This window comes from Algoriphagus ratkowskyi, assembly GCF_002150505.1.
GTDB lineage: Bacteria > Bacteroidota > Bacteroidia > Cytophagales > Cyclobacteriaceae > Algoriphagus > Algoriphagus ratkowskyi.
The window spans coordinates 46,020-71,969 of the sequence record NZ_MSSV01000020.1; the positions used below are offsets into that span (position 1 = coordinate 46,020).

Consider the following 25,950-nt stretch of genomic DNA (forward strand, 5'->3'; position numbering starts at 1 on the left):
AATATCCTTTTCAGAGGACTTTTAGCTTTTACCTCTTCGGAAACTTGGCTGTAATCAGTCGATCTCAAAACTGAATTGGTCGTAGTCCGCTGTCCTCCAAGCATGTTCCTGCGTAGTAGGGGAAATAGCGAAAAAGGGTGAAAAGGTCTTCACCTTTACTGTCTTATTATCAGGCATAAATTCTAAAATCCGAAGCCAGCCATCTCCACCATTGCCCATCCATCCTCCGCCTAATGCCTGCGCATTGAAGACCATTTGCTGTACTTTTTTATCAGCAGAATTTATGTCAGTACGGAAACCAACATGAGCCCTGAAATCATCGGGAGCACCGATATGCCCAGAGAAAACTAGTTGAATATTAGTGGATGGTTTCACCAGTTTGTCAAATATTGCTTGTCCATAATTCCCATTTTCAATCGGGTAATTTTCTTTTACTATATGCTCATTTTTCGCATTGAGATAGGAATGTGTAAGTAGCACCACGGTGTGATCCTTGTATTTTGGCAGATCTGCTACACTTTTCACCCAAGCGATCACTGTATCTCTTGGCGCAAATTCCATGGAGATAAATAGCATCTTTCTGCCTTGAGGCGAGGTGAATTCGAAAGCAGCGTTTTCTAGCGTAGGAGTTCCCTCAGCATTCAATGCCACTTCGCGCAAAAGTTTCTGGTTTTGGAGGTTCTTATCCACTGGGAAATACGCATTGAAGTTCGTTTTTCGAGTTTCAATATTCTTCAATCCATAATCATGGTTTCCAGCAACGGTGATATAGGGAACCCTTCCGTCTAGTTGGGAAAAAGAATTGGATACCGACTCCCACTGTTGTTTACTTGTTTGGTTAGCAGCTTTACCATCAGGATTGATCATCTCATTTTGCTCCACCAAATCACCCGTACAGATCACCATTTTGATATTGAGGTGATCAATGTTTTCACTAATCCAGGTGGTCATCAGTTCAAAGATGGGTTGGTTCCTCCCGAACTTGACATAGGTCTGCGGGTCGGGAAGCATGATCATCGTCCAAGAATCCGGAGAGCTTAATTGAGGCGCTTGATACTTTTCTTGCGCTGAAACCGTCGTGCTCCATAGGAAAAGTAATAGAGCCAAAATCTTCAGCGAACTAGCTGTTATTGCTTGATAGTTTTTGTTCTTTTTCATGTCATGGGAAAGTTGAGATGAATTGTCGGTTGAAGTTTCTAGTTTAGTTTGTTGTCGTGTAAATACTCAAAGTTCATTTGATCAAGTTAGCGACTAGCTTGCTTGATTATCTATAGAATTACAAATGCTTTAAGCTTCAGGAGTCTTTCTCAGTAGTGATAGGTTCTTGAAATTGGTTTTTACCATCTATGTTCATTATCCCTGAGCACCTTTACAATAATAGCATAAAATGAATGGAGAGATGATGTTGAAGTTGTTTGAGTAGCTAGTGTTCGTAACATTTGAGGTTTTCAGAACCTCGAATGTTTTGAAAAATTGAACTTTACTTTTTGTTCTAAAAGGTTATAAAACTTTGGATAGAAGTTCGCGATTGCAAATCACGAATGGTGGAATAACCGCAATGAAACTATATCAACAGTGCATTAAGATGCACTTATAGGCATTGTACTACTGTCTAACTAGTGAATTTCTTCGAAAAGTGCATTTTATTGCTCTTTTTAATAATTTTCTCTAAATTAACTATACATTTGTATAAAATTAGGCCATATAATGCACTATTCTGATTTAATTAAAACTATAAAAGAACGGAGGGAAGTTCTGAATGTAACGCAGAAAACGCTTGCGGAACTTGCTGGTGTTGGCTTAAGGACGCTTAAACAATTTGAAAGTGGAAAGGGAAATCCTACGCTACACACACTCCAAAAAATATCTGGAGTACTCGGAATGGAAGTATGCTTGAAAATTAGAAACCTCGAAGCTAAATGAGAAAGGCGAAAATATTATTTAAGAATATTGAAGCTGGGATTTTGACCCAAGAAGATGATGGTTCATTTCTGTATCGCTATCATGATAATTGGCTTGCAGATCAAAGTAAGCCAAGCATAAGTCTCACTTTCCCAAAGTCCGATCAGGAATTCAAATCAGAATTTTTGTTCCCATTTTTTTTCAATATGCTTCCTGAAGGCTCTAATAAGCAGGTGGTCTGTAAACTTAATAGAATCGACAGAGACGACTATTTTGGTCTGCTGATGACCACTGCAATGAATGATACAATTGGTGCTATTAGGGTTGTTAAAATTGAAGAGTAATGAGTCAGCCAGTAATAAAATATTGCCCAGGTACTTTGTCAGAAGGCTTTGATACCTACAGTAGAACAGCCTTAACACGACTGTTTCGTGGTAAGAAAGTGTATCATGTTTTGCCTTATGACTCACCGGCTTCCAACTTGGAAATGGACGAGCTATTTGACGAGAATAGAAAACGCATTTCGATATCTGGAGTGCAAGAAAAGTTTTCTGTAGTTCTTGATAAAAACAAACTTAGACTTACACAGGAAGATGAACGTGGTACCTATATTTTGAAACCAATTCCCTCTGTCGGAAAAAGAGCTGATCAAATTCCGGCCAATGAGCATCTGACAATGCAAATAGCAAGACAAGTCTTTGGAATAGAGACAGCGGAAAATGGGTTGATTTTCTTTAAGAATGGAGCTCCCGCGTACATTACAAAGCGTTTTGATGTCCTAGAGGACAACTCCAGCCCGGGCGGACATGGCGGTAAACTAGCCCAAGATGATTTTGCTTCTTTAGCAGGCAGAACATCACAAACTCATGGAGAACATTATAAGTATTTAGGTAATTACTTAGAGCTATTTGAGTTGATGCAAAGCCATTTAGCTACTTACAAGATAGAGGCACCTAAGCTCATTAGGTTGCTTGTCTTTAATTATCTCTTTTCAAACGGAGATGCACATTTGAAGAACTTCTCACTTTTGGAAACGTCTATGGGGGATTATCGGCTAAGCCCTGCTTATGACTTGTTAAATAGTCGTATTCATATTAATGGTAAAGACTTCGCTTTGGATGATGGTCTGTTGCCTAGAAACCTGTCTCAAAGTAAAATTGGTGTTCAGTTTGCCAATTTGGCAATGAATGCAGGAATCAGTGACAAGATTTTTCAGGCTATAGTTGATGTGATGACTACGAAGTCCGGTGCTGTTGAGAAGTTAATATTAGCTTCATTTCTCGACGAAAGTACCAAAAGGAATTATTGGCAGTCCTATCAGGGTCGCTTAAAGCAATTCATGAAAGTCTAGGTATAAAAGAATCTCACTAACCCTTTAAAATCATATCAATATTCTCCACCACGGTCAAGGCATTTTCCTTAGTAAAACAAAGTGGAGGTTTGGTCTTCAATACACTGTCATGAGGTCCGTCGGTGCTGATCAGGATATTACGATTTCGCATTTCATTTTTAATGTGAGAAGCCAATGCCGTGTCAGGCTCGGTAGTTCCAGGTTTCACGATTTCCACTCCGATGAATAGCCCTGATCCTCGTACATCGCCGATACAGGCATGTTTTTTCTTCAATTCTCTGAAAAGTCCTAGATAGTAATTTCCAACTTCTTTTGCATTTTCCTGCAAACTCTCCTCTGCAATGACATCCAAAACAGCAATCCCAATGGCACAGGAAACAGGATTTCCGCCAAAGGAACTGAAGAATTCCACTCCTTTGCTAAAAGATTCTGCAATTTCTTCGGTACAAACTACTGCACCCATTGGATGTCCATTTCCCATCGGTTTGCCGAGAATGACCATGTCGGGAACGACTCCTTGAGCCTCGTACCCCCAGAAGAAATCACCCATTCTTCCAAAGCCCGTTTGTACCTCATCGCTGATACAGATACCGCCTTGAGCTCTGATGGCTGGATAGAGATTTTTGAGATAGCCTTCGGCCAAAGGAACCTGACCTCCGCAACCTACAATGGGTTCGGTGATGAATGCACCAACAGTTTTGCCAGCATCATGAATGATTTGCATGGCTTCTTGGGCATACAGCTTTCCAGCAGTTCCATCATTTACTTTGTGCTTACCTAAGTAGGTATCCGGAATTGGGGCTTTGAGGATATTACTTTTCTGCCCAAAACCTTTTTTGTTATTGAATTTGTAATCGCTGATATCTATAGAAATCTGTGTATTCCCATGATAACCATGCTCCATCACCAGCACATTATGATTTTTGGTGTGAGCAAAAGCCATCCGCATCGCCAAGTCACTGGCTGCACTTCCCGAATTTACAAAATATACCTTGCTGAGTGAAGCTGGGAATTTAGCCAACAGTTTTTCCGCATATTCTGCCAGTTCATCATAGAGATAGCGAGTATTTGTATTAAGTTTTGCCATTTGCCGCTGTGCAGCTTCCACGACTATCGGATGGGAGTGACCTACGTGCGGGATATTGTTATATGCATCCAAAATCGCATTACCAGCCGAATCATACATGTATTGAAAAGCCGCTCCAGTGACAGAAAGCGGAGTTGCGTAGCTAATAGATAGGAGAGGGCTGATCGATTGATGTCTTCTTGTCAATTGAGATTGCAAACTTGGAACTTCAGCAATCGGTTTATTCAAGGCTTTCTTAAAGCTGTTTGCCGCACCTAGCGGCGAGATGGCAACCCATTTCCTAAGCATCTGCCAAGCTGAAATTTCGCTGATTGAAGCGTAAGTATTTTCTGGATCCACCTTCCTAGCATGAGCTGATTGACAGACTGAGATACATAGTCGAGCTGCAATGAGGTAGTATAAAATCTCTAATTCCTTAGACTCCAGGGGAATGATCTGATGGTAGGCTTTAAGGAAATCACCTGTCCAATCCAAGGGATTTCCCTTATCGTAGCAGATATATGTCAGTGCTACAGATACCTCATTGATCAGTGGGGAATAGGTGAGATCTCCGAAATCAATCATACCGGAGATGCTTTCATTTTGGACTAAAACATTCCATTCATTTGCATCAGCATGGATTACTTGATGCCGAAGTGTCGGCAATACTGGAATGACATGCTCTTGGAATTGAAGGAAGAAATACTGGACTAAACTTCTGTCTTGTGGGTTTTCGATATCCTCGATTAGTCGTTTGTTAAGATGCAGGAATTGAATATCCCAATCAAGTTTTCTAGCTCTTAGTGTGTAGCTGTTGAATGATTGAAGTGAGCGATCAAGCTTTCCCAAAAATGTACCTAAGGACTCATAAAGCTTCGGAGATGGATCTACACCTCCAAGAAATCTTCCATCTAGAAAAGTGAGAAGTCTACAGATCGTTTGATGACCAGCTATTTCAGCCAAGAAAAGAGTTTCATTTTGAATAGTAGGTATAGGATTGGGGTATTTCCCAGCTTCTAAATTAGTAAGATGTAGGAGTGCTTCGTTTTCTGCTTCCAAGATGTCAAACAGTTCTTGATCAAATCGATAGGTTTTAAAAATGTATTTGGTTACCCGATCCTCTATTGAGTAATTGATATTAAAATAGCCGATTAGTTTTTCAATAGTTGGATTTTCGAACTCAAATTTTTCCTGAAGAAGTCGCTGTAATTCTCTCATAAAATGCTGCTAAGGGCATTTAACCCCATTTTTTGTTTTCTCTATTATTTCACAAGATGTTAAATTCTCACTCGATAAAAAAAACAAAAAACCAAATTCCCTGCTGAGAGCTGTTTCCCAATTACTGGAAACAAATTTTGAGCTCAGTTACTGTGTCCGTGATAGGATAATTTCAAAAGCTATTTCTTTTATAATTGATTTTTTAGCAGACGCTAATTCATAAATAGGATTATCCTCAATGCTGGTAATGCCATTGTTTTCTTTGCTCAAAAGGCTGGGAAACCTTCCAGTAGCTATCAGAAGACGGCTGACCAAAGGAGCCTCAATTCTAGTGTTTACCATCTAATTAAGCCACATTTAACTTCAGCTCGTTCAAATGATGATTTATATAATACCTATTTTAGGTGTTATATATAAATACTAGTAACGTGTATTTAAAGTGACTCTTTATTTCTGGTTCTATTGATTCTTAAACAGTATATGTTGAGTGAGTGATAGCTGTTTTTATTAGCTGACTAACTTTAGAATAGATCGTAGAATTATCTTCTGTTGCGTAGATGTCCTACAGACTTTATACTCTTAAAATGTAAAGTTGATAAGTAAATAGTTGACTTTTTCAGCTGGATTCAATTTCTCCTATTTGCTAATTTTCTCTAGGTTTTACATCTGTCAGAAAAGAAGATCGAATTTGAGAATCTCTGCTAATTGTCTTGCAAATAACTGACATCATATCTCTTACGGATGATTGGTGTCCTTTTTTTGGACTATTGTCCTCCTTATTTCGCTAGTAAATCCGTCTTTTTGTGAAGCTCTTTGATGAAGTCTGTGCAGAGTATCTAGTTACGATTGGCGAATCCAGATTCTGTGTCGCAGGAAGTTTAAATTTTAATGGTACTTACGCGCTATGCAAGCTAGTATATAAGAGTGTTAAAGTGTGAGTGATATGATTAGTAGTATTTATATAATAAAAATTTTGATTGAAAATTAAACAAAAAACCCTTTTACGTATGACAAAATTATTACATCATTTAGGTGATTTGGGAAGGAGTAAGGTAAGCTATTTAGTAGCATTGCTTTTCTTGTCAAATACACTTTTCGCAAATTCCTCTGGAGAAATGACCAGATTGAATAGTGCAGCGGATTTATCTTTCGAGAAGGCTTTCATAGAGAAAGTTGTAAGTGGTACTGTAGTGGATGAGTATAACTTAGCCATGCCAGGAGTTTCCATTTTAATTAAAGGAAGTACTACAGGTACTGTCACTGATGTGGATGGAAAATTTTCCATCAGCGTAAATGACGACGACATCTTAGTTTTCTCTTTTATAGGTTATGAAGCTCAAGAAGTTGCAATTACTTCTAGCTCAACTGTAAATGTGACCCTTACGGAGGATACTCAGAGTCTTGACGAGATCGTAGTGGTAGGTTTTGGTGAGCAGAAGAAGGCAAACTTAACCGGTGCTGTTGCAACAATCGATTCAAAGATTTTGGAAGCTAGACCTGTTCAGAACGTAGGCCAGATGCTTCAGGGAGTAATCCCAGGTTTGAACCTTCAGACAGCAGGTTTGGGTGGAGAGCTTAATCAAAATCTAAGCTTCAACATCCGAGGTGCAGGTACTATTGGTTCAGGTTCTAATTCATCTGCGCTAGTCCTTATAGATGGCATGGAAGGTAATATGAATGGAATCAACCCTCAGGACATCGAGTCTGTGACTGTATTGAAAGATGCAGCTGCTGCCTCTGTATATGGATCTAGAGCGGCTTTTGGAGTTGTCTTGATCACTACGAAGAGTGGTAGAAAAGGAAAAGCGAAAGTTAATTATAACAACAACTTCCGCTGGGCAACGCCGATGGGCTTACCTACTATGATGGATTCGTACACCTTTGCTAATTATTACAATGAAGCTGCTATTAATGCAGGACGTTCAGGTGTATTCAGCGACGAGGTACTTGGCAACATTAAAGATTTTCAGGAAGGAAAAATCGACTACTCTACTATTCCTAACGGAAATGGAGATAGATGGCAATACTACGGAGGATCGAATGGTAATACGGATTGGTTTAGCGAGCAATACAAATCATCTTCATTTTCTCAAGAGCACAACTTGAGCGTAAATGGGGGCAATGAAAATGTAGATTATTACCTATCTGCTAACTACCTAGATCAGGGCGGATTGACTCGTCACGGTGGTGATAACTTCAATCGTTACGCATTTGCTGCTAAAATGAACTTGCATCTAAATGAAAAAGTGAGCTTCAATTACAACTCTAGATTTGTAAGACAATACTTCACTAAGGCAACTCATCTAAACGAACTTTTTTACCATAATGTAGCAAGAAGATGGCCTACTGTACCAGTTTTGGATCCAAATGGCTTTTATTCTGACCCAAGTGAAATTGCTCAATTGAGAGACGGTGGACGAGTAGATAACTATACGGACACCTACTACACTCAGGGTCAACTGACTTATACTCCTTTGAAGAACTGGAATATCTACGCGAGTGGTAACTATAGAATCACTAGTATCAACAACTCTTCAAACATACTTCCTGTTTACGCCAATGATGTTGCTGGAGAGCCATTTGCTATTCCAGTATCCTATTCATCTCCAGGCCATACGGCAGTAAATGAATTTAGTCAAGCCGAAAATTATTTTACTTCCAACATCTATTCTGATTATTCTCTTGATTTGGCCACTAATCATCATTTCAAGGTAATGGTTGGATTCAACTCAGAGGTGAATAAGTATAAGAATATTGGCGCAGGTCGTACCAACTTGATTACACCTAATGTGATCTCTATCAACACTGCGACTGACAACTTCACTAACTCAGGACAATACAATCACTGGGCTACTGCTGGTTTCTTTGGTAGATTAAATTACAACTACAAAGAGAAATACTTCTTTGAGGCCAACACACGATATGATGGTTCAAGTAGATTCATTGATGATAAAAGATGGAACTGGTTCAACTCATTCTCAGCAGGTTGGAATATTGCTGGTGAGGATTTCTGGAATATGGATTCATTCTCTATGTTCAAGATTAGAGGTTCATATGGTGAGCTAGGAAACCAGAACACAAGTAGCTGGTATCCATTCTACTTATCACAGCCATTCTCAGTGAATAACGGAGCTTGGTTAGTGAATGGAGAACGTCCAAATACTGCATCTGCTCCAGGTATTGTAAGTACTACTATGACTTGGGAGCGAGTGAAGAGTTATAACATCGGTTTGGATTTGGGTCTTTTGGACAATAGGCTAGGTCTTAATTTCGATTACTACAACCGCTACACATTAGATATGGTAGGTCCTGCGAAGGAGTTGCCTGTGATTCTTGGTACAGCAGTTCCTAATGTGAATAACTCCGATTTGAAATCTTATGGATTTGAACTTGAAATAAACTGGAGAGATCAGATAGGTAATTTCACTTACAATGTAAGAGGTGTACTTTCTGATGATCAGATGCAGGTAACGAAGTATCCAAACGATACAGGAAATTTATCTCAGTGGTACAACGGTAGAAATAACGGAGAAATCTGGGGTTATACTACTAAAGGTATTGCCAAGACTAACGACGAAATGGCAACTCACCTAGAGACCGTAAGTCAGAATCAGATGGGTAACAACTGGCAAGCTGGTGATATCATGTACATGGATATCAACGGTGACGGTACTGTAAATGGTGGAAGCAATACTCTAGCCGATCCAGGTGACAGAAGTATTATTGGTAACAGTACGCCAAGATTCAGATATGGTCTTGATATCAACATGAACTACAAGGATTTCGATTTTAGAATCTTCTTCCAGGGTGTAGCTAAAAGAGATTGGATGCCAAATGGATCTTATTTCTGGGGTGCAGGCGGACAGAATCAGTGGCAAGCTGCTGGCTTTGATGAGCACATGGATTTCTTCCGTGATGAGAACTCTCCTATGGTGAAGGCTGGTATTGCTGGTATCAACTTGGATTCTTATTTCCCTAGACCAGCATTTGATCAGGGTAGGAATACTGCGACGCAGTCTAGATACCTTCAAAATGCAGCTTACTTAAGATTGAAAAATGCACAGATCGGATATTCTATTCCTAAAAATGCATTAAGTAAAATCGGTGTAGCAAGTGCGAGAGTATTTGTCTCTGGCGAAAACCTATTGACTTTCACCAAAATGTCTAAAATATTCGATCCTGAGACAGTTGGATTGAATGGATGGAATGATGGTAAGACCTATCCGTTTGCTACCACTTATGCTGTTGGTATAAACGTTAACTTCTAATTAGAAATCAAGATGATAAAATATAAATCAATACTTAAAAACAGTCTAGTTGCTGCAGCAGTAGCTTTTGGATTGACTTCTTGTGACGATTTTCTAGATAGAGCTCCTTTGTCGCAAGTGACTCCGGACGCATTTCTGAAAACTGAAGCAGACCTTGCTGCCTTCACTATTGCAGCGTATAGCTTTCCTACTCACGGTGGATTCAATGTAGGTACTTTTGGTATAGACAATGGCACAGACAATCAAGCTACAAGTGGAGCTAGTAATATCTGGATCCCAGGAGAATATAGAGTAGGTCAGACAGGTGGCGCATGGAATTTTGGCGCCATCAGAAACATTAATTATTTCCTAGAAACGGCTGTACCAAGCTGGAAAAATGGAGAAATTAATGGTAACGGTACTAATGTGCAGCATTACATCGGTGAAGCTTACTTCTTGAGAGCTTACCAATATTTCGACAAGGTGCAGGCTCTGGGAGATTTTCCTATTGTGAAGAACAGTCTTCCAGATAATCAGGATATCTTAACTGAGTCTTCTAAAAGAAGACCAAGAAATGAAGTTGCAAGATTTATTCTTGCAGATCTTGACTCTGCCATCATGCTAATGAAAGAGGTAGCTCCAGGTGGGAAAAATAGACTTTCTAAGGGTGCAGCTTTGCTTTTCAAATCCAGAGTAGCTCTTCATGAGGGGTCTTGGTTGACTTATCACAAAGGAACTGCACGTGTACCAGGTGGTCCAGGCTGGCCAGGTCAGGGTAAGGTTGATAACTTCAGCATTGACATAGATTCCGAAATCGACTATTTCTTAACTCAGGCGATGGCTGCAGCTGAGCAAGTAGCAGATATTATTCCTCTTACAGTGAATAAAAAGGATAATGGATACGATTCTTCCTCTAATCCTTACTTCACCATGTTTGCATCTGAGAGCTTAGGAGGTTATCCAGAAGTATTATTTTGGAGAGATTATGACCCTAGCTTAGGAATTAACCACAATGCTAATCACTACATTGGTAGAAATGGTGGAAATACCGGTTTCACTAGAGAGTTTGTAGATAACGTATTGATGGCTAACGGTCTTCCGATCTATGCAGCAGGTTCTGGATATAAAGGAGATGACTTTATACAAGATGTGAAAGTAGGCAGAGACAACAGATTGCAGCTGTTTATGAAAGCTCCAGGAGAACTGAGAGTGAATACAATCAAAAATGCAGATGGCTCGGCAGTACTGATAGAGCAGCCAGATATCTTAGGTCTTCAGGAGACAAAATATGTGACAGGTTACGGCATTAAGAAGGGTCTTAGCTACGACAATGCACAAGGAGAAGGAAACTTAGGTAGCACTGGTGCTATCGTATTTAGAGCTACTGAAGCGTACTTGAATTACATCGAAGCTTCTTATTTGAAAGAAGGATCTTTAAGCGGAAAAGCTGCATCTTATTGGAAAAGCATCAGAGAAAGAGCTGGCGTTAATCCTGACTACATGGTGACAGTAGCTGCTACTGATATGAGTATTGAAGCTAAAAATGATTTTGGCGCTTACTCTGGAGGTTCTGTATTGTCAGATCAGATATTGTACAATATCCGTAGAGAGAGAAGAGTAGAATTGATGGAAGAAGGAATGAGAATGTACGATCTGAAAAGATGGGCAGCGCTGGATCAGTTGAAAGTTACTCCACATATCATCGAAGGCTTCAAGCTTTGGGGACCAATGAAAGAATGGTACAAAGATGAGGATGGCGATTCTCAATTAGTAGAGCCCGGTACAGGTGGAACTCCAAATGTGTCAGCTGAAAGTGATGGAGAATATCTACAGCCATATAGAATTGTAACAAAATCTACGAACTTGGTAAAAGAGGGTTATCGTTGGGCTTATGCTCATTACCTAGAGCCTATCGCGATTCAACATTTCCTTATCACTACGCCTGATGGTTCTGGTGTAGCAGAAAATTCAGTAATCTATCAAAACCCTGATTGGCCACTTACGGCAAACAGCGGAGCTTTGAAATAAGTAGTTACTATTCATTGTAAACGTAATTCCGGGTAGAGGTATATTCTTCTATTCTGGAGTTACGTTTTTTTTTTAGTACTGATTGCTACGTGCTTCGGCCAATTCAAACTAAGACCTAATTCCCTATGAGACAACTATCGATTCAAAAAATCCTGCCCATTCTTTCGATTTTAGCTATTCCTTTATTTGCAGCGGATTGTGATAAAAAAGAATCTGCTCCAAGTACAATAAACAAAGATCAGGAGATCAAATGGAAACTGGTTTTCGAAGATGAATTTGAAGGCACAGAGACAGATCCTCAACTATGGGCTAGCTATCAGCCTCAGACTCATTCTTCTGCCTGGAACAAATACGTCAATCCTGCCGATAAATCGCTGGCAGAGGTGAAGGATGGCAACTTATACCTACGTGCTAAGTGGAATACAGCAACCGATTTGCCTGAAACTGGCGCTATTCAGACAAAAGACAAGTTTAGCTTCACCTATGGTAAGCTTGAAGTGAAAGCCAAATTCAATAGAACAGGACAGGGTGCCTGGCCAGCAATCTGGCTGATGCCACAAACTCCAGTTTTTCAAAACTGGCCTGATGGAGGCGAGATAGATGTGATGGAGCATTTGAATAAAGACAACTTTGTCTATCAAGTAATGCATCAGTCCAAAACTGAAGGTGTGGAAATGAAACCAGCACCCTTTGTCACGCCTGACATTAATCAGGATAAGTACAATACTTATGGAATCATCAAGACTGCGAACAAAATAGAGTTTTACGTCAATGACAAGAAAACCATGACCTATACCAAAGGCGGAGAAAATGCTGACAGATGGCCTTTTGAAACAGATTTTTACTTAATTCTCAATCATGCCAGCGCAGATAAAGGACAGTCGGGTACCTATTACTGGTCAGGTCTCGTGGTGTCCACGGATGATTTTCCCTACGAAATGGCAATAGACTATGTGAAATTATGGGAAGAGGTGGAGTAATAAAGCCGCTTCTTACTTTAGTAATTCTCATTGAATCAAATACAAGAACTCTATGAAAAACCTTAGCTATCAAATCAGCCTTATCGGAGCACTATTCATTTCCGCTTTTTTTCCTAAAGTCACTTATGCGCAGCATGTGCCCATCATCCCTATCCCTCAGGAAGTTGTTTTTCAGGAAGGTGTATTTCTCCTAACTAAAGACATCAGCTTACAAGCAGACGAGGAATTGGGCAAACTATCCAACTACCTCAATGATAGATTACAACAAATAGTGGGTTTTCGTATAGCACGCAACGCTAATTCATCCACTCAATTTCACATAGGGTTAACTGACGATTTAGAAAATGAGGAAGCATACAAGCTCACAATTGATGAGAAGGGAATAGAGCTAAGCGCAAAGTCTGTGAAAGGCTTGTTTTACGGAATTCAATCCTTCATGCAGCTGCTTCCCCCTTATCAGAATAATGAAGTACTAAACCTGCCCAAATTGACCATCAATGATTCACCTGCTATGAATTGGAGAGGTCTTTTACTTGATGTAAGCAGCATTTTTTCACCGCTCAGGAAGTGAAAAATCTCATTGATTTAATGGCCTCTTATAAGTTAAATGTGTTGCATTGGCATCTCGTAGATAATGAGGGCTGGAGAATAGAGATCAAACAATACCCGAAACTCATCGAAGTAGGAGCTTGGCGAGAAGAGATCAGGAATGGCAAATTTTATGACAAGGACACCACTTGGACACCAGAGGGCGAGCCTTATCGCTATGGTGGTTATTATACACAGAAGCAGATAAAAGAGGTAATCGAATATGCTGCAAGTCGTCAGATTACAGTGATTCCAGAAATAGAACTTCCAGGTCATAGTGGAGCGGCTTTGGCAGCTTATCCAGAATTGTCTTGCAATGCATCACCTCAGACAGTTCCTTACTCTCGAACTCACTCAAGCCTTGCCTATTCAGCGCAATGGAACTTCAACTACTGTGCTGGTAAGGAAGTAAGTTTTGAGTTTTTGGAAAATGTATTGGATGAGGTAATTGCTCTTTTCCCATCTGAATACATCCATATTGGGGGAGATGAAGTAGATATGAGTTACTGGGAAGCATGTCCGCATTGCCAGAAGCGGATGGCCGATGAACACCTGGATTCGGAGCACGAGCTTCAGGCATATTTTGTCCAAAGGATCGAAAAATACCTGTCTGCTCATGGTCGTAAAATGATCGGTTGGGACGAAATATTGGAAGGTGGCGTCACTAGTTCTGCTACCGTAATGAGCTGGAGGGGAGAAAAAGGTGGAATCGAAGCTGCTAAAAAAGGCAATAACGTAATTATGAGTTCAAATAACCCGCTTTACCTGAACATCGCCCAAACGGATTCTCCCAATGATCCTTTTGCACCTACTTGGTCTATGAACACGCTGGAGCGGGTATATGCTTTCAATCCTGTTCCCGATGCGCTGACTGCGGAGCAAAAGATAAAAATCATCGGAACTCAGGCTTCTATATGGACAGAATTTATATCCTCTGTAGAGCATTTGGAATTCATGCTTTTGCCTAGACTTCCTGCTTTCTCTGAGTCGGCTTGGAGCGGTGAAAAGAAGAAAGATTTCGAGGATTTCATCGTTAGGTTAAACTCATGGCATTACTTAAATTGGAAGTTTAGCGGAACGCGATTCCATCCTAAGCATTTCGAACGATCAGTTTATTAATACAAATGTTCATATGAAAATATATTTAACACTGAGTTTAGCATGGTTTACTTTCTTAAGTATTCATCAGGTGAATGCTCAAACGAGTCAACCTGAATCAATTCAATTTAGAACCGTTCATACGATAGAAGAACTTCATAATGCCCCAGTGAAATTAATTCCATATCCATCTAAAGTGGAATGGGCGAAAGGATTTGTGGAGTTAAAGGGTTTGGGTGTTTTAAAAACGCAGGAGCTAAGTCCGGTTTTAAGTGCTGAAATGAAGGAGATAGCCTCAGATTTTGGACTTGATGCAAAGTCTGGTATGTCCGTTTCTTTTTCCCTAGATCAGAATATCTCAGAGGAAGGATACCAATTGAAGGTGAGCTCAAGTGAGGTAAAAATAGTTGCCTCTACTATCGCAGGACAATTCTATGGTCTGAAAACCTTAAGGCAGCTGCTAATAAGAACTGGTGAAGGAATTCAGCTACCACTTGTGACTATTACAGATGAGCCAGCATTCCCAATGCGGGGATTGATGATCGATGTAGGACGGAACTATCAGTCCATGGAGAAGTTGAAAGAGCAGCTGGACATTATGGCGGATTACAAGATGAATGTATTCCAGTGGCATCTGACTGATCGCCCTTCTTGGAGGATTGAGAGTAAAGCATTTCCACAATTGAATGATGCAGCCTATCAGCGGCCTACCCGAGAACCAGGTAAGTTTTATACCTACGACGAGATTCGAGAGCTTTTTGAATATGCCAAGAGCAAGCAAATTCTTATTATTCCAGAACTCGATATGCCAGGGCACAGCGACTCATTCATTGCTGCAATGAAATTCCGTATGGAATCCCAGGAGGGGATGGCAGCACTTGAGGTCATTTTGGAAGAATTTTTCAAAGAAATCCCAAAAGAAATGGCCCCGATTATTCACATAGGTTCGGATGAAGTCCACGTACCAAATCCAGAAGAATTCATTGAGCGAATGGTGGCAAAGGTGGAGTCTGACGGGAGAAAGGTGATGGTCTGGAGTCCAGGACTTCCTGCTCATGATGCCGCTATTCGTCAATCCTGGGGTGAGATGGATACCTTGAAAATGAAGGAAACTTCCTATGCCGAGCTAGATTCAAGAAATAGCTACGTCAATAATGCAGAGCCGATGACTTTCGTCAATAAGCTACTTTTCAAACCAATCAGTGCTACTTGGAAGAATAACGAATGCTTGGGTGGAATTCTTTGTCTTTGGCACGACGTGAAGGTGGATGATTCTGATGATGTATTTCGAAATAACCCTATATATCCAGGAATGCTTACCTACGCATGGGCTACTTGGACTGCGGATGTGATTGATGTTTCCAAAAAGTATATGATTACCCTACCTGAAATTGGGAGTGTAGAGCAGGAGTATTTTGCAGTTTTTGAAGATTACCTGCTAGCTCATAAAGAGCGCTATTTTACAGATTCCACGTTCCCATACTTGAAGCAAAGCGATAAGAAATGGGAATTGTACGGGCCAGTAATTGGTAGTGAAGAAGCTAGTAAAATGCCAGATTTGACAAATCTGCCTGTGCAGGATGCTGTTGGGAATACCTTGATCATTAGAGACAGATTCAAGCAAGGAGGATTCTATCCTGAGATTCAACTTGGGGAGACTGTTTACGCGAGAACTTTCATTCATAGTGACGAAAAGAAATCAGTGGAGGCATGGGTCAATTTTGAGACACCACTGCGAGCAAACAGAACCTATGGAGGAATTCCTGAGGAAGGAAAATGGGATTCCTATGGAGGTGAAATATGGATTAATGGGGCTGCACTGTCTGCTCCAAACTGGGAGAATCCAGGTTGGAAGCCTTCCAAATCTCAGGGTTGGGGAACGCCTGTGGATCAAGAGATTCCTTGGAGAGCTGAAGAACTTTATTGGAATAGAAAACCAACGCAGCTTCATTTAAATAAAGGCTGGAATGAAGTGTTGATAGCCATCCCATATCAAAATGACTATCAGAATTGTATGGTTACTTTTGCGCCTTTTGACATGGAAGGATTAGTCTTTTCCCCTAATAAAGTAAAGTAGAAAACAGTATCTGCTTGCCTATACCAATTTTATAATCAGCGTGCTGAATCCTTAAGATTCAGCACGCTGATTATTTTCTGCATGCTTATTTCACCTCTTTTTTGTATGCTGAAGGTGTTTTACCAAACTGCTTGAGGAAACATTTGCTGAAGTACTTGGGATTGGAAAAACCTACCGAATAGCTAATCTCTGCAACTTTTAGATCTGAATCTATCATCAATTGAGCAGCTCTTTTGAGTCGCACAGTTTGTATGAAATCATTAGGAGTGAGGCCAGAGAGTGCTTTGAATTTTTCAAAAATCAGCGTGCGACTTAATCCCAGTTCTTTTACAAAATCATTGACAGAGAAGTCTGTATTATCAATATTCTTTTCTACGGTCTGCATCGCAGCTTCCAGAAATTTCTGGTCTGAGGAAGTATAACTCGCGCGACTAGGCTCAAGATTGGGTGTTTGGACAAATTGTGACTGAAATTTAGATCGAGTGAAAAGAAGATTTTTCACCTTTAAAGACAAAAGATCCAGCTGGAAAGGCTTCACCAAGTAGTCATCAGCACCGGATTCATATCCCTCCAATTGATGTATATGAGAGCTCTTTGCAGTAAGAAGTATTACTAGCAGGTGACTAGTATTTATATTCTCTTTGATTTTGGAACAAAGTTCGATTCCATCCATCTCAGGCATCATGACATCAGAAATCACCAAGTCTGGATTTTCTTCTGCGATAAGCAGTAGAGCTTCCTTGCCGTTGGTAGCAGTAATAACTGTGAATGTCTCCTCAAGATTACTCATAATCAATTCCAGAAGTTCAGGATTGTCTTCTACCACCAAAATCTTTCGATCAGACATTTCAGGTCTGTTGATAGGATAAACCTTACTTTGGATAGGTTGAGAGCTAGGATTTTTTAAATCTTCTAGCGATAAGTCTAACTCTTTGACTTGCTCTACCTGCGGTGAAGTGTGGATATTTTTTTCATCGAAATGGCTGCTTCCTAACTGTAGATATACATTGAAGGTAGTCAGACCATTTTCACTAGAGACATCCAATACCCCAAAATGAAGATCTACGAGGCTCTTGGAAAGTGCCAATCCAATGCCTGTTCCCGCTTCATACACTTGGCCTTCTCTTTTGATCTGATAAAAGCTCTCATACACATGAGCCAAATTCTCCTTTGGAATCCCAATTCCATTGTCTATCACATTGATCAAGATTCCTGGTTTCGATTCCTTTTTTCCGGGGGGAATAAAATCGCTGCTCTCCAGCAATACAGTGATAGTCCCATCTTCGGGAGTGAATTTGAAGGCATTATAGATCAGATTGAACATTACTTTCTGAATCTGTTCTCGATCAATCCACACTTTTTCAGGAGTATTCTTGTCAAATTTCATCTGAAATTTAATCTTTTTATCCATTGCCAACGCTTCGAATGCTTCGAAGATTTGTTGGAGAAAAGGTTGGATTGTTACTTCTTCCACTTGTAGCTCCAGATTTCCTGTTTCCTGCTTTCTGAAGTCGAGGAGTTGATTAATCAATCGTAAAAGTCTTTTCGCATTTGAGTGAATGGAATGCAGTTGTTTTTGTACAGTATCTGGCAAGTCCTGACGTAAGCTGAGCTTTTCCAGAGGGGAGTTGAGGAGCATGAGCGGAGTTCGAAGTTCATGCGAAATGTTTGTGAAAAAACTCAACTTGAGTTGATTTATTTCCTCTTGTTTTCCTTTTTCCAGTCGTTCAAACCGGAGATCATTCCTCAATTTTATTCTCCAGATGATAAACTTCTGGTAAACATAGACTACGATCAATAGAAGAACAGCATAGAGAAGAAATGCCCAATTGGTGAGATGCCAAGGTGCTAGGATGGTGATATGTAATTCTGCAATAGGTGAGGAGTCTAAGCTGTTTTCATGTAATGCTTTGACCTTGAAGAGATATTTCCCATGAGGCAGATTTGTGTAGGTAGCAAATCTACGAGCTGAGGTAGTGTTGATCCAATCGGTATCATAGCCTTCTAATTGATAGCTGAAGTCAATCTGATTTTGTCCAAGGAATTCCAAAGAACTGAACTCAATTTCAAAATTGTTTTGACTGTATTCAAATTCTATTTCTTTAGTGTAAGAGATATTTTTGTTTAGAATAACCTTATTATCCAGCCTAGCTCCAGGATGAATTTCTTGGTTGAAAACTCTTAATTTTGTGAATACCGGCTGTGTTGGGATGGGGTCTGGCGTGATTTTGTCAGGATAAAAGGCATTGAATCCATTGGTTCCGCCAAAATACAGTTTACCGTGTTCGTCTTTGAATGCAGACCCTAAGTTGAACTCATTGGATTGTAAGCCGTCCTCTTCTGTGTAGTTTCTAAATGTGCCAGATGCTATATCCAGTGATGAAAGCCCATTGATGGTACTGATCCATAGTTGGCCAGAATTGTCCTCAAGAATTGCTTTTATATTATCACTTGAAAGCCCGTCCTTGACGGTCATACTATTGATTTCACTGGTTCTGGGATTTAAACGATTAAGTCCGCCGCCAGAAGTTCCAATCCAGATATTACCGTTTTTGTCTTCCAATAGCGAAGTGATGATGTCGTTGCTGAGCGTGTTTGGATTAGTTGGGTCATTTCTAAAAATTTCAAAATCCTCTGTGGAGATATTCATCTTATTAAGTCCTCCTCCATAGGTTCCAATCCATAAATTATCCTTTGAATCGATTAATAGAGTTCTTATATCATCGAAGCTGGGAGCATTGGGATAGGAGTCATAGCGCTTCACCTTTCCGCTAGAACGATCGAGTCTGTTCAGTCCACCACCATTTGCCATGCCGACCCAGATCATACCTTTTGAGTCTTCTGCTAAGGCCCATACTTCGTTTTTGCTAAGTGATTCGGAATTACCCGGCTCGGTTTTAATGTAGTTTACCTCCTCAGTCTCTATAGTCACCACATTTATTCCTCCACCGTCTGTGCCAACCCAAATTTTTTCATCCCTAGTTTGAATGATGGTTTGTACATGGATGTAGCTGAGCTTGCCAAACGGAGCGGTATAAAAATATTCAAATTTCTCAGATCCAGCGGGTAGGATGTTCACTCCTCCGTTAAATAGACCAACCCAAAGATTTCCTTTAATGTCTTTTAAAATGGTTTTGACCATCTTACTAGCTAAGCCAACGTTTTGAATTGGATCGTAGCGGTAGTGCTCAAATTGCTGTTGGGTAGGATTGACTTTGTTTAATCCTTCTCCAGAATACATCCCTAGCCAGATATTGTTATTTCTATCTTGGAAAGTGGTATAAACAGAGTTTCCCGTGAGACTATAAGGATCAGAAGGATTGTCCTCAAAATGACTGAGAACTTTGCCGTCTGTAGAAAGAACGTAAAGACCGCTTCCCAGCGTCCCAACCCAGATTTGGTTATTACCTACCGCACGGATACTGGTAATATTAAGGTTAAATTGACCGTGAGGAGTGGTAGAGGTTGCGAGATCAATATATCTGAAATTATTCTCTTTGGTAGGACTTACCCATAGCCCGTTTTTTTCTGTTCCTAACCATAATTTCCCACTAGTATCTTCATAAAATGATTTCACTGATGTAATGTTTTGAGCGGTGGAGCCCAATTGAATAGGAAGAAATTTATTGTTTTCTGAATTGAAATAATATCCTCCACCATCTAAGGTGCCTACATATAGCTGCCCGCTTTTCCCCTGATAGACAGTCCATATTTTATCGTCTTTCAGGCTGGAATTTCCTTTATCAAAATGCTCAATTGTTAGGTTGTCGATGTAATTTGGAAGCGTTTTAAAATCCAACTTCGGAGAAGATACCTTATAAAGCCCTTCGCCAAGTGTGCCAATCCAGATGTTTCCAGATTGATCTAGAATTATAGAAGAAATTTTGGTCGAGGTGATTTTTGTTCCAGCGCCTTTCGCTCCACTGTAGGAATAAAACTTATCAGTTTGAGGATCGAAAATACTTACTCCTCCTCCTTCAGTTCCTACCCATAAATGCCCGTGTCTGTCAGCTATAATTGCTCGAATTACATTGCTGGAAATGCTGTTAGAATCTGAGGGATTATGCAGAAAGGTTTGAAACTGAAATCCATCAAACTTTGCCAAGCCATTATCGGTACCCATCCATAAATATCCTTTTTCATCTTGAAAAATAGCCAGCACTGAGTTTTGAGGAAGTCCATTTTTACTTGAAAAATGGGAGAATTTATAGTTGACAGAGATAGAGTCATTCTGACGTGCATAGCTTTCCGTCGGGCATAGGAAAAAAGCCTTGAGTACAAGTAAAAATATAAGGGGAAGGAATTTTCTACAGGTCTTAGTTAACCCCATTTAATTAATTTGATACAACTGTTTTGAAAGACGACTTGCTTTCTAGGGAACGCTACACTTTGATAATTAATAGTCTTTTTTTCTGCTGAAATAGCGCATGTGGATGATTGATGCCCAAAAATCGGACTTTTGAAACCTATTTCTGAAAGGCAAGAAGCATAGATTTGAACATTGGTAATATTGAATTATAGAGATGAAATAGATACGTTCCAAAAAGCCAAGTTGTTATCAAAATGGCTGAGGTATAGCTGAAGTCTATTTCAAATTTGAGTAAATATGCCGAATAGTAAAGGTTAGATAATTGGGTTTAAGACGAAAAAGAGTCGGGAATTACCGACTCCTTTTTTTTTTGATCATGAAATTACAATGATTTTCTTTCAGTCATATAGAAAAGGTGGAATGATCAAAACACAAAGTATTTTCAAGCCTTCAATTAGCTACATTGACACAGGGGATTTAGCTGGAAGTCTGTTAGTGGGTCATGACTGGTTTAGGTCTCATTAAATTCCTTCTTTTACTCGGCTAGTACCTGCTGAATGTGCTAATTATGTTCCTTGGGCATAATTTTGTATGAAATTTATCCTCCACCAGTTCATGTATATATAAGTGAAGCTTTATCTCCCCTTAGTATATTTCTTACTACTCATTTTTACCCAGAGCCTCTGTGCCCAAGATCATTTCGAGCTGAAATGGGATCAGATTGCAACACTTCCAGCGATAGACGGGAAGGAGTCTCTTGGATTTGCTGGTATGTATGCAGGTGAGCATAAGGGCGTAATCATTATGGCGGGCGGAGCAAATTTTCCTGATGGATTGCCTTGGGAAGGAGGAGTAAAACGCTGGTGGGACAAAATTTATGTACTGCAAACAAAAGGAGATGGGTTCGAATGGAATTCTAAAGTAAGAGGTCTCTTGCCTGAGAACCTTGGTTATGGAGCTGCTGTTTCTACGCCTGATGGTCTGTTACTTATTGGTGGAGAAAATGCTTCAGGCCCCAAAAAATCAGTTTATCTCTTGTCTTGGAATTCTTCGAGTGAGGAGGTAGAAGTGACTAATTTCCCGGATTTACCCATTCCTTTATCACATAGCAGTGCAGCTATAATAGGAAGTAAAGTATATCTAGCTGGTGGTGAATCAAGCCACACGAGCGGAGACTTTTGGGCACTAGAATTGAAAGATTCTCCGCCTATCTGGGAGCCGCTTCCATCTTGGCCAGGTCCAGCCCGCTCCAATGCTGCCTTGATAGCCCAAAGCAATGGATCCGAGGAAAAATTGTATTTGATAGGTGGTAGAAAGAAAACAGACTCAGGTGTAAGTGATTTATTTTCTGATGTGTATTCCTATGACCCATACGGAAGTAGCTGGAGCATTGAAGAAAATATTTTAGATTCAGCTGGACATAAGATCACTTTATCAGCATTTGCAGCGGCTGCAGTTGGTTCTTCCCATATTTTGGTCTTTGGAGGCGTGAAGGGTGAAAATTTTAGCTGGTTGGAAGAAACTGCCGGTAAACTTTCCAGTAGCAGTCTAGACTCGTTGCTGCGAGAAGAACTAATTTCAGAGCGAAATCAACTCTTGAATAATCATCCTGGTTTTAGCAAACAGGTGTTAGCTTATCATACAATCACGAAGACTTGGACCACTCTCGAACAGCTACCATTTAATTCACCCGTTAATACGATGGCTGTTGCGTTTGGAGACGCTATTTTGCTCCCTTCTGGAGAAATCTTTCCAGGTGTCAGATCTCCACAGATCCAAAGATTAACCATAGCCAATATTCAAGGTTTTGGGACTTTGAACTACCTTGTATTAATAGGCGCGCTTAGCATTGTGATTGTGATAGGAGTTATTATTTCCAAAAAGTATTTCAATGCCAGTACATCTTAAGGATAAGAAGAAATAGAAGAATATATACCCTCATGAAAAAGTTAAATACTAGAATTTTGAGCAAGTCCTTGCTTACACTCGTGTTCCTCTTCGGTTTGATTGTCAATGTGATGTCGGCTGAAGTTACGCCTCTGTTTGTCTCCAAGAACATCCCCTTGCTTCAAGGGAAATATACTAAGGTAGGGGAGATCCAACTGGATTCTTCGATGTACAGTCAGGTAACCAAGATTCAGATTTCTCTTCTGTCCACCTATCCTTTGGCAGGACTTCGGGTGATGGGACAAGTAGCCGAGTCAGACCCAATGATTTTGGCTGAAAAGCATTCTCCGTCAAGTGCTGAGAACCTTACTTTGAAAAGTAATTTGCCTGATCTAGACAAAATGTGGTTGGAAATTCAGCCTCAAGCAGCGCATGAACTATTGGACAAAATCCAAGTGAAAGTACCAGAGCTTTCGTTGGGGAAAAAGAAAGTAGTGCTATCCCAAGGTGCCGGAAATCCCACGTTTAGAATTGCACATGAGCTCAGAAATTATGGGATGGATGGAGTGAATTCTTACCGTATTCCTGGATTAGTCACTACGCCAAAAGGCACGTTGCTGGCGGTGTACGACATTCGGCACAATAGCTCTGTGGACATGCAAGGTGATATAGATGTGGGTCTAAGCAGATCTACCGATCAAGGTAAAACTTGGAGTAAGATGAGCACCATCATTGATATGGGGACCTATGGCGGATTACCAGAAGATCAGAATGGGGTAGGCGACCCGGCAGTTTTGGTGGATCCAGAAACTGGCCATATTTGGGTCATAGCTCTTTGGGCACATGGCAAACCAGGTGAGATGATCTGGAATAGCTCCCGGCCTGGGCTTACTCCAGCCGAGACGGGTCAGTTGGTGCTAGTCAAATCAGAAGATGATGGCCTGACTTGGTCTGAACCCGTGAATATAACTTCCCAGATGAAGGAGCCGAAGTGGAATTTATTTTTCAATGGCCCAGGGAAAGGCATAGTGATGGAAGACGGTACGCTCGTATTTCCTGCTCAATACAAAGATGAAGAGGGTATGCCGTACAGTACGATCATTTCCAGTACCGACAAAGGCAAGACTTGGAAAGTAGGAACAGGAGCCAAAAGCAATACCACCGAAGCCCAAGTTGTGGAGCTATCTGATCACTCGCTGATGCTGAATATGCGTGACAACCGTGGAGGTTCGCGTTCTGTATCCGTCAGCAACGATCTAGGTCAAACTTGGACTGAGCATTCTAGCTCTCGTTCTGCATTGATAGAGCCAGTTTGCATGGCAAGTATCATCACCCATCCCAGTAAGGATTTGCTTCTTTTCTCCAATCCTGCAGCTACAGACGGTCGCTATAATATGACTATCAAAATAAGTGAGGACGAGGGAAAAAGCTGGAGCGACACAAACCAAGTATTGCTAGATCAAGGGCAGGGATGGGGATATTCCTGTCTTACTATGGTAGATGAGGAATTGGTAGGGATTCTCTATGAAAGCTCTGTAGCCAATATGACTTTCCAGTTGGTGAAGCTGGAGGATTTGATAGGGAAATAGTGAAGGCAACTTCATGAATATTTAGTAAACGCTTAATCAGTTAGGAGATAAAGCGAAGAGATTATAAACATAACTGATATAATGAATAACATAATTAAAAAATCGGGGCTAGGTCTTATTTGCTTAGGAGCTATGCTTTTGGGAGGAAATGCTTTTGCGCAGCGACCTCAGACGCCAATTATGGGTTGGGCAAGTTGGAATGCCTATCGTGCGGAGATCAGTGAGGATATCATCAAATCCCAAGCAGATGCCTTGGTCGAACTTGGCCTCGACAAAGTTGGCTACACATATCTCAATATAGACGATGGGTACTTTGGAGGTCGTGATGCAGAAGGGAATTTGATTTCACACCCTACAAAATTTCCGTCCGGCATGAAAAGCATCGTTGATTACATCCATCAGAAAGGTCTGAAGGCAGGCACATATACTGATGCAGGTCTGAATTCCTGCGCTTCCTACTGGGATCGGGATTTTATAGGAGTTGGTATCGGGCTTTATGGAAACGAGCGACGTGATCTTACCTTGATGCTTCAAGACTGGGGTTTTGACTTTATCAAAGTGGACTGGTGTGGAGGAGATTGGATGGGATTGGATGAGCAAATTCGCTATACGGAAATTGGTTCTATTATCCGGGAATTGAATCCAAGTGTAGTATATAATGTCTGCAGATGGCAGTTCCCAGGCAAGTGGGTACTTGGAGTAGCAGACTCTTGGCGCGTGTCACCAGACATTGCAGAGAGTTTTGGTTCTGTCATGTCTATAGTTGATAGTAATGTGGATTTGTGGAAATATTCCGGGCCAGGCCATGTAAATGATATGGATATTCTTCAGGTAGGCAGAGGAATGAGTTTCGAGGAGGACAAGACCCATTTCTCCATGTGGTGCAAGCTGAATTCTCCTCTGATCGCTGGAAATGACCTATTAACCATGACTGAGGAGACGCTTTTCATTCTGAAAAATGAAGAATTGATCGCACTAAACCAAGATCCTATGGTCTATCAAGCTAGAAAACTAGCGGATGATGGTGATCTTGAACTTTGGGCGAAGCCCCTTAAATCCACCATTAGCGGAGAGGTTGCAATTGTCTTATTAAATAGATCCGATAAGGAAGCTTCAATGTCCTTTGATTTAAAAGAGGTTGGTATCTCAGCCACTGATGGCTATACTTTCCGAGATCTTTGGTCCAAGCAAGACCACCCTAGTTCTACTGACGAAACTCGCTCATTCGACATTCCTGCACATGGAGTTGTCGTGCTGAAGGCCACAGGTAAAAATCTAATTAACAACGTCTTTCAATTTGAGAAAGATCATAAGATGGTCAATAACCCAAGGAAATGAGTGGGGGCTTATTTAATCAGTTTTGACAGCTCTTTTGTTGAGACACTAAAACCTAAGCAGTACAGAAGCCTTGATTCGAAAGAGTTGAGGCTTTTCTATGTCTCATTTTAAAGGCTAATAAATCTGAGTTGGAGTAGACCAATATTTTTTTTGAGGAATGAGGGGTGGAAAGACTGGGATAAAAGTTGAAATATAAAGCGGTAGGTGCCGAATGAGAACTTGAAACATCTCGATAGCCATCAAGGACTACTGCGCTTTAATTTATTCCTTTT

General features: G+C 40.6%; 15 protein-coding genes. 12 read left to right on the forward strand and 3 right to left on the reverse strand.

The window, feature by feature from the left end; translation table 11 throughout:
- Positions 1-54: 54 nt before the first annotated feature.
- Positions 55-1,158 carry a metallophosphoesterase gene (locus BVH02_RS17630; protein WP_086502795.1) on the reverse strand — a complete coding sequence of 368 codons (1,104 nt, stop codon included), beginning with the start codon at positions 1,156-1,158 and terminating at the stop codon, positions 55-57.
- A 549-nt stretch (positions 1,159-1,707) separates the two neighbouring features.
- Between BVH02_RS17630 and BVH02_RS17635 the strand changes: the two genes are divergently transcribed.
- Genes BVH02_RS17635 through BVH02_RS17645 form a run of 3 tightly spaced genes read left to right on the forward strand, consistent with a single transcriptional unit; the run spans position 1,708 to position 3,253 of the window.
- Positions 1,708-1,923, forward strand: a complete 216-nt coding sequence (locus BVH02_RS17635; protein ID WP_086502796.1) for a helix-turn-helix domain-containing protein — start codon at positions 1,708-1,710, stop codon at positions 1,921-1,923.
- Positions 1,920-2,246 carry a HipA N-terminal domain-containing protein gene (locus tag BVH02_RS17640; RefSeq protein WP_086502797.1) on the forward strand — a complete coding sequence of 109 codons (327 nt, stop codon included), beginning with the start codon at positions 1,920-1,922 and terminating at the stop codon, positions 2,244-2,246. Before BVH02_RS17635 ends, BVH02_RS17640 begins: the two co-directional genes overlap by 4 nt.
- Positions 2,246-3,253 carry a HipA domain-containing protein gene (locus BVH02_RS17645; protein WP_086502798.1) on the forward strand — a complete coding sequence of 336 codons (1,008 nt, stop codon included), beginning with the start codon at positions 2,246-2,248 and terminating at the stop codon, positions 3,251-3,253. The genes BVH02_RS17640 and BVH02_RS17645 overlap by 1 nt, the downstream gene beginning before the upstream one ends.
- Positions 3,254-3,269: 16 nt before the next feature.
- On the opposite strand, the gene BVH02_RS17650 is transcribed toward BVH02_RS17645, so the two are convergent.
- Positions 3,270-5,537 (reverse strand): aminotransferase class III-fold pyridoxal phosphate-dependent enzyme, encoded by a 2,268-nt coding sequence (locus BVH02_RS17650; protein WP_086502799.1) that lies wholly within the window; start codon positions 5,535-5,537, stop codon positions 3,270-3,272.
- 1,007 nt (positions 5,538-6,544) lie between these two features.
- Between BVH02_RS17650 and BVH02_RS17660 the strand changes: the two genes are divergently transcribed.
- From BVH02_RS17660 to BVH02_RS17685, 6 genes are all read left to right on the forward strand, one after another.
- Positions 6,545-9,805, forward strand: a complete 3,261-nt coding sequence (locus BVH02_RS17660; RefSeq protein ID WP_086502801.1) for a SusC/RagA family TonB-linked outer membrane protein — start codon at positions 6,545-6,547, stop codon at positions 9,803-9,805.
- Between the two features lie 12 nt (positions 9,806-9,817).
- Positions 9,818-11,812, forward strand: a complete 1,995-nt coding sequence (locus BVH02_RS17665; protein WP_086502802.1) for a RagB/SusD family nutrient uptake outer membrane protein — start codon at positions 9,818-9,820, stop codon at positions 11,810-11,812.
- Between the two features lie 125 nt (positions 11,813-11,937).
- Positions 11,938-12,792, forward strand: coding sequence for a glycoside hydrolase family 16 protein (locus BVH02_RS17670; protein WP_086502803.1), 855 nt, complete (start codon positions 11,938-11,940; stop codon positions 12,790-12,792).
- A 52-nt stretch (positions 12,793-12,844) separates the two neighbouring features.
- The gene (locus tag BVH02_RS17675) at positions 12,845-13,363 is read left to right on the forward strand and encodes a glycoside hydrolase family 20 zincin-like fold domain-containing protein (protein WP_086502804.1); all 519 of its coding nucleotides are present in this window, start codon (positions 12,845-12,847) and stop codon (positions 13,361-13,363) included.
- 17 nt (positions 13,364-13,380) lie between these two features.
- Positions 13,381-14,499: a beta-N-acetylhexosaminidase gene (locus BVH02_RS17680; protein WP_086502805.1), complete on the forward strand. Its 1,119-nt coding sequence runs from the start codon at positions 13,381-13,383 to the stop codon at positions 14,497-14,499.
- Positions 14,500-14,512: 13 nt separating this feature from the next.
- Positions 14,513-16,555, forward strand: a complete 2,043-nt coding sequence (locus BVH02_RS17685; protein WP_086502806.1) for a family 20 glycosylhydrolase — start codon at positions 14,513-14,515, stop codon at positions 16,553-16,555.
- A gap of 85 nt (positions 16,556-16,640) precedes the next feature.
- On the opposite strand, the gene BVH02_RS17690 is transcribed toward BVH02_RS17685, so the two are convergent.
- Positions 16,641-20,885 (reverse strand): hybrid sensor histidine kinase/response regulator transcription factor, encoded by a 4,245-nt coding sequence (locus BVH02_RS17690; RefSeq protein ID WP_086502807.1) that lies wholly within the window; start codon positions 20,883-20,885, stop codon positions 16,641-16,643.
- 606 nt (positions 20,886-21,491) lie between these two features.
- On the opposite strand from BVH02_RS17690, the gene BVH02_RS17695 reads away from it, so the two are divergent.
- The 3 genes from BVH02_RS17695 (at position 21,492) to BVH02_RS17705 (ending at position 25,678) form a co-directional block, all read left to right on the forward strand.
- On the forward strand, positions 21,492-22,772 hold the full coding sequence (locus BVH02_RS17695) for a Kelch repeat-containing protein (protein ID WP_086502808.1): 1,281 nt from the start codon (positions 21,492-21,494) through the stop codon (positions 22,770-22,772).
- 32 nt (positions 22,773-22,804) lie between these two features.
- Positions 22,805-24,340, forward strand: coding sequence for a sialidase family protein (locus tag BVH02_RS17700; protein WP_223271908.1), 1,536 nt, complete (start codon positions 22,805-22,807; stop codon positions 24,338-24,340).
- 81 nt (positions 24,341-24,421) lie between these two features.
- A complete protein-coding gene (locus tag BVH02_RS17705; protein ID WP_086502809.1) occupies positions 24,422-25,678 on the forward strand; it encodes a glycoside hydrolase family 27 protein in 1,257 nt (418 codons plus the stop codon).
- The last annotated feature ends 272 nt before the right edge of the window (positions 25,679-25,950 follow it).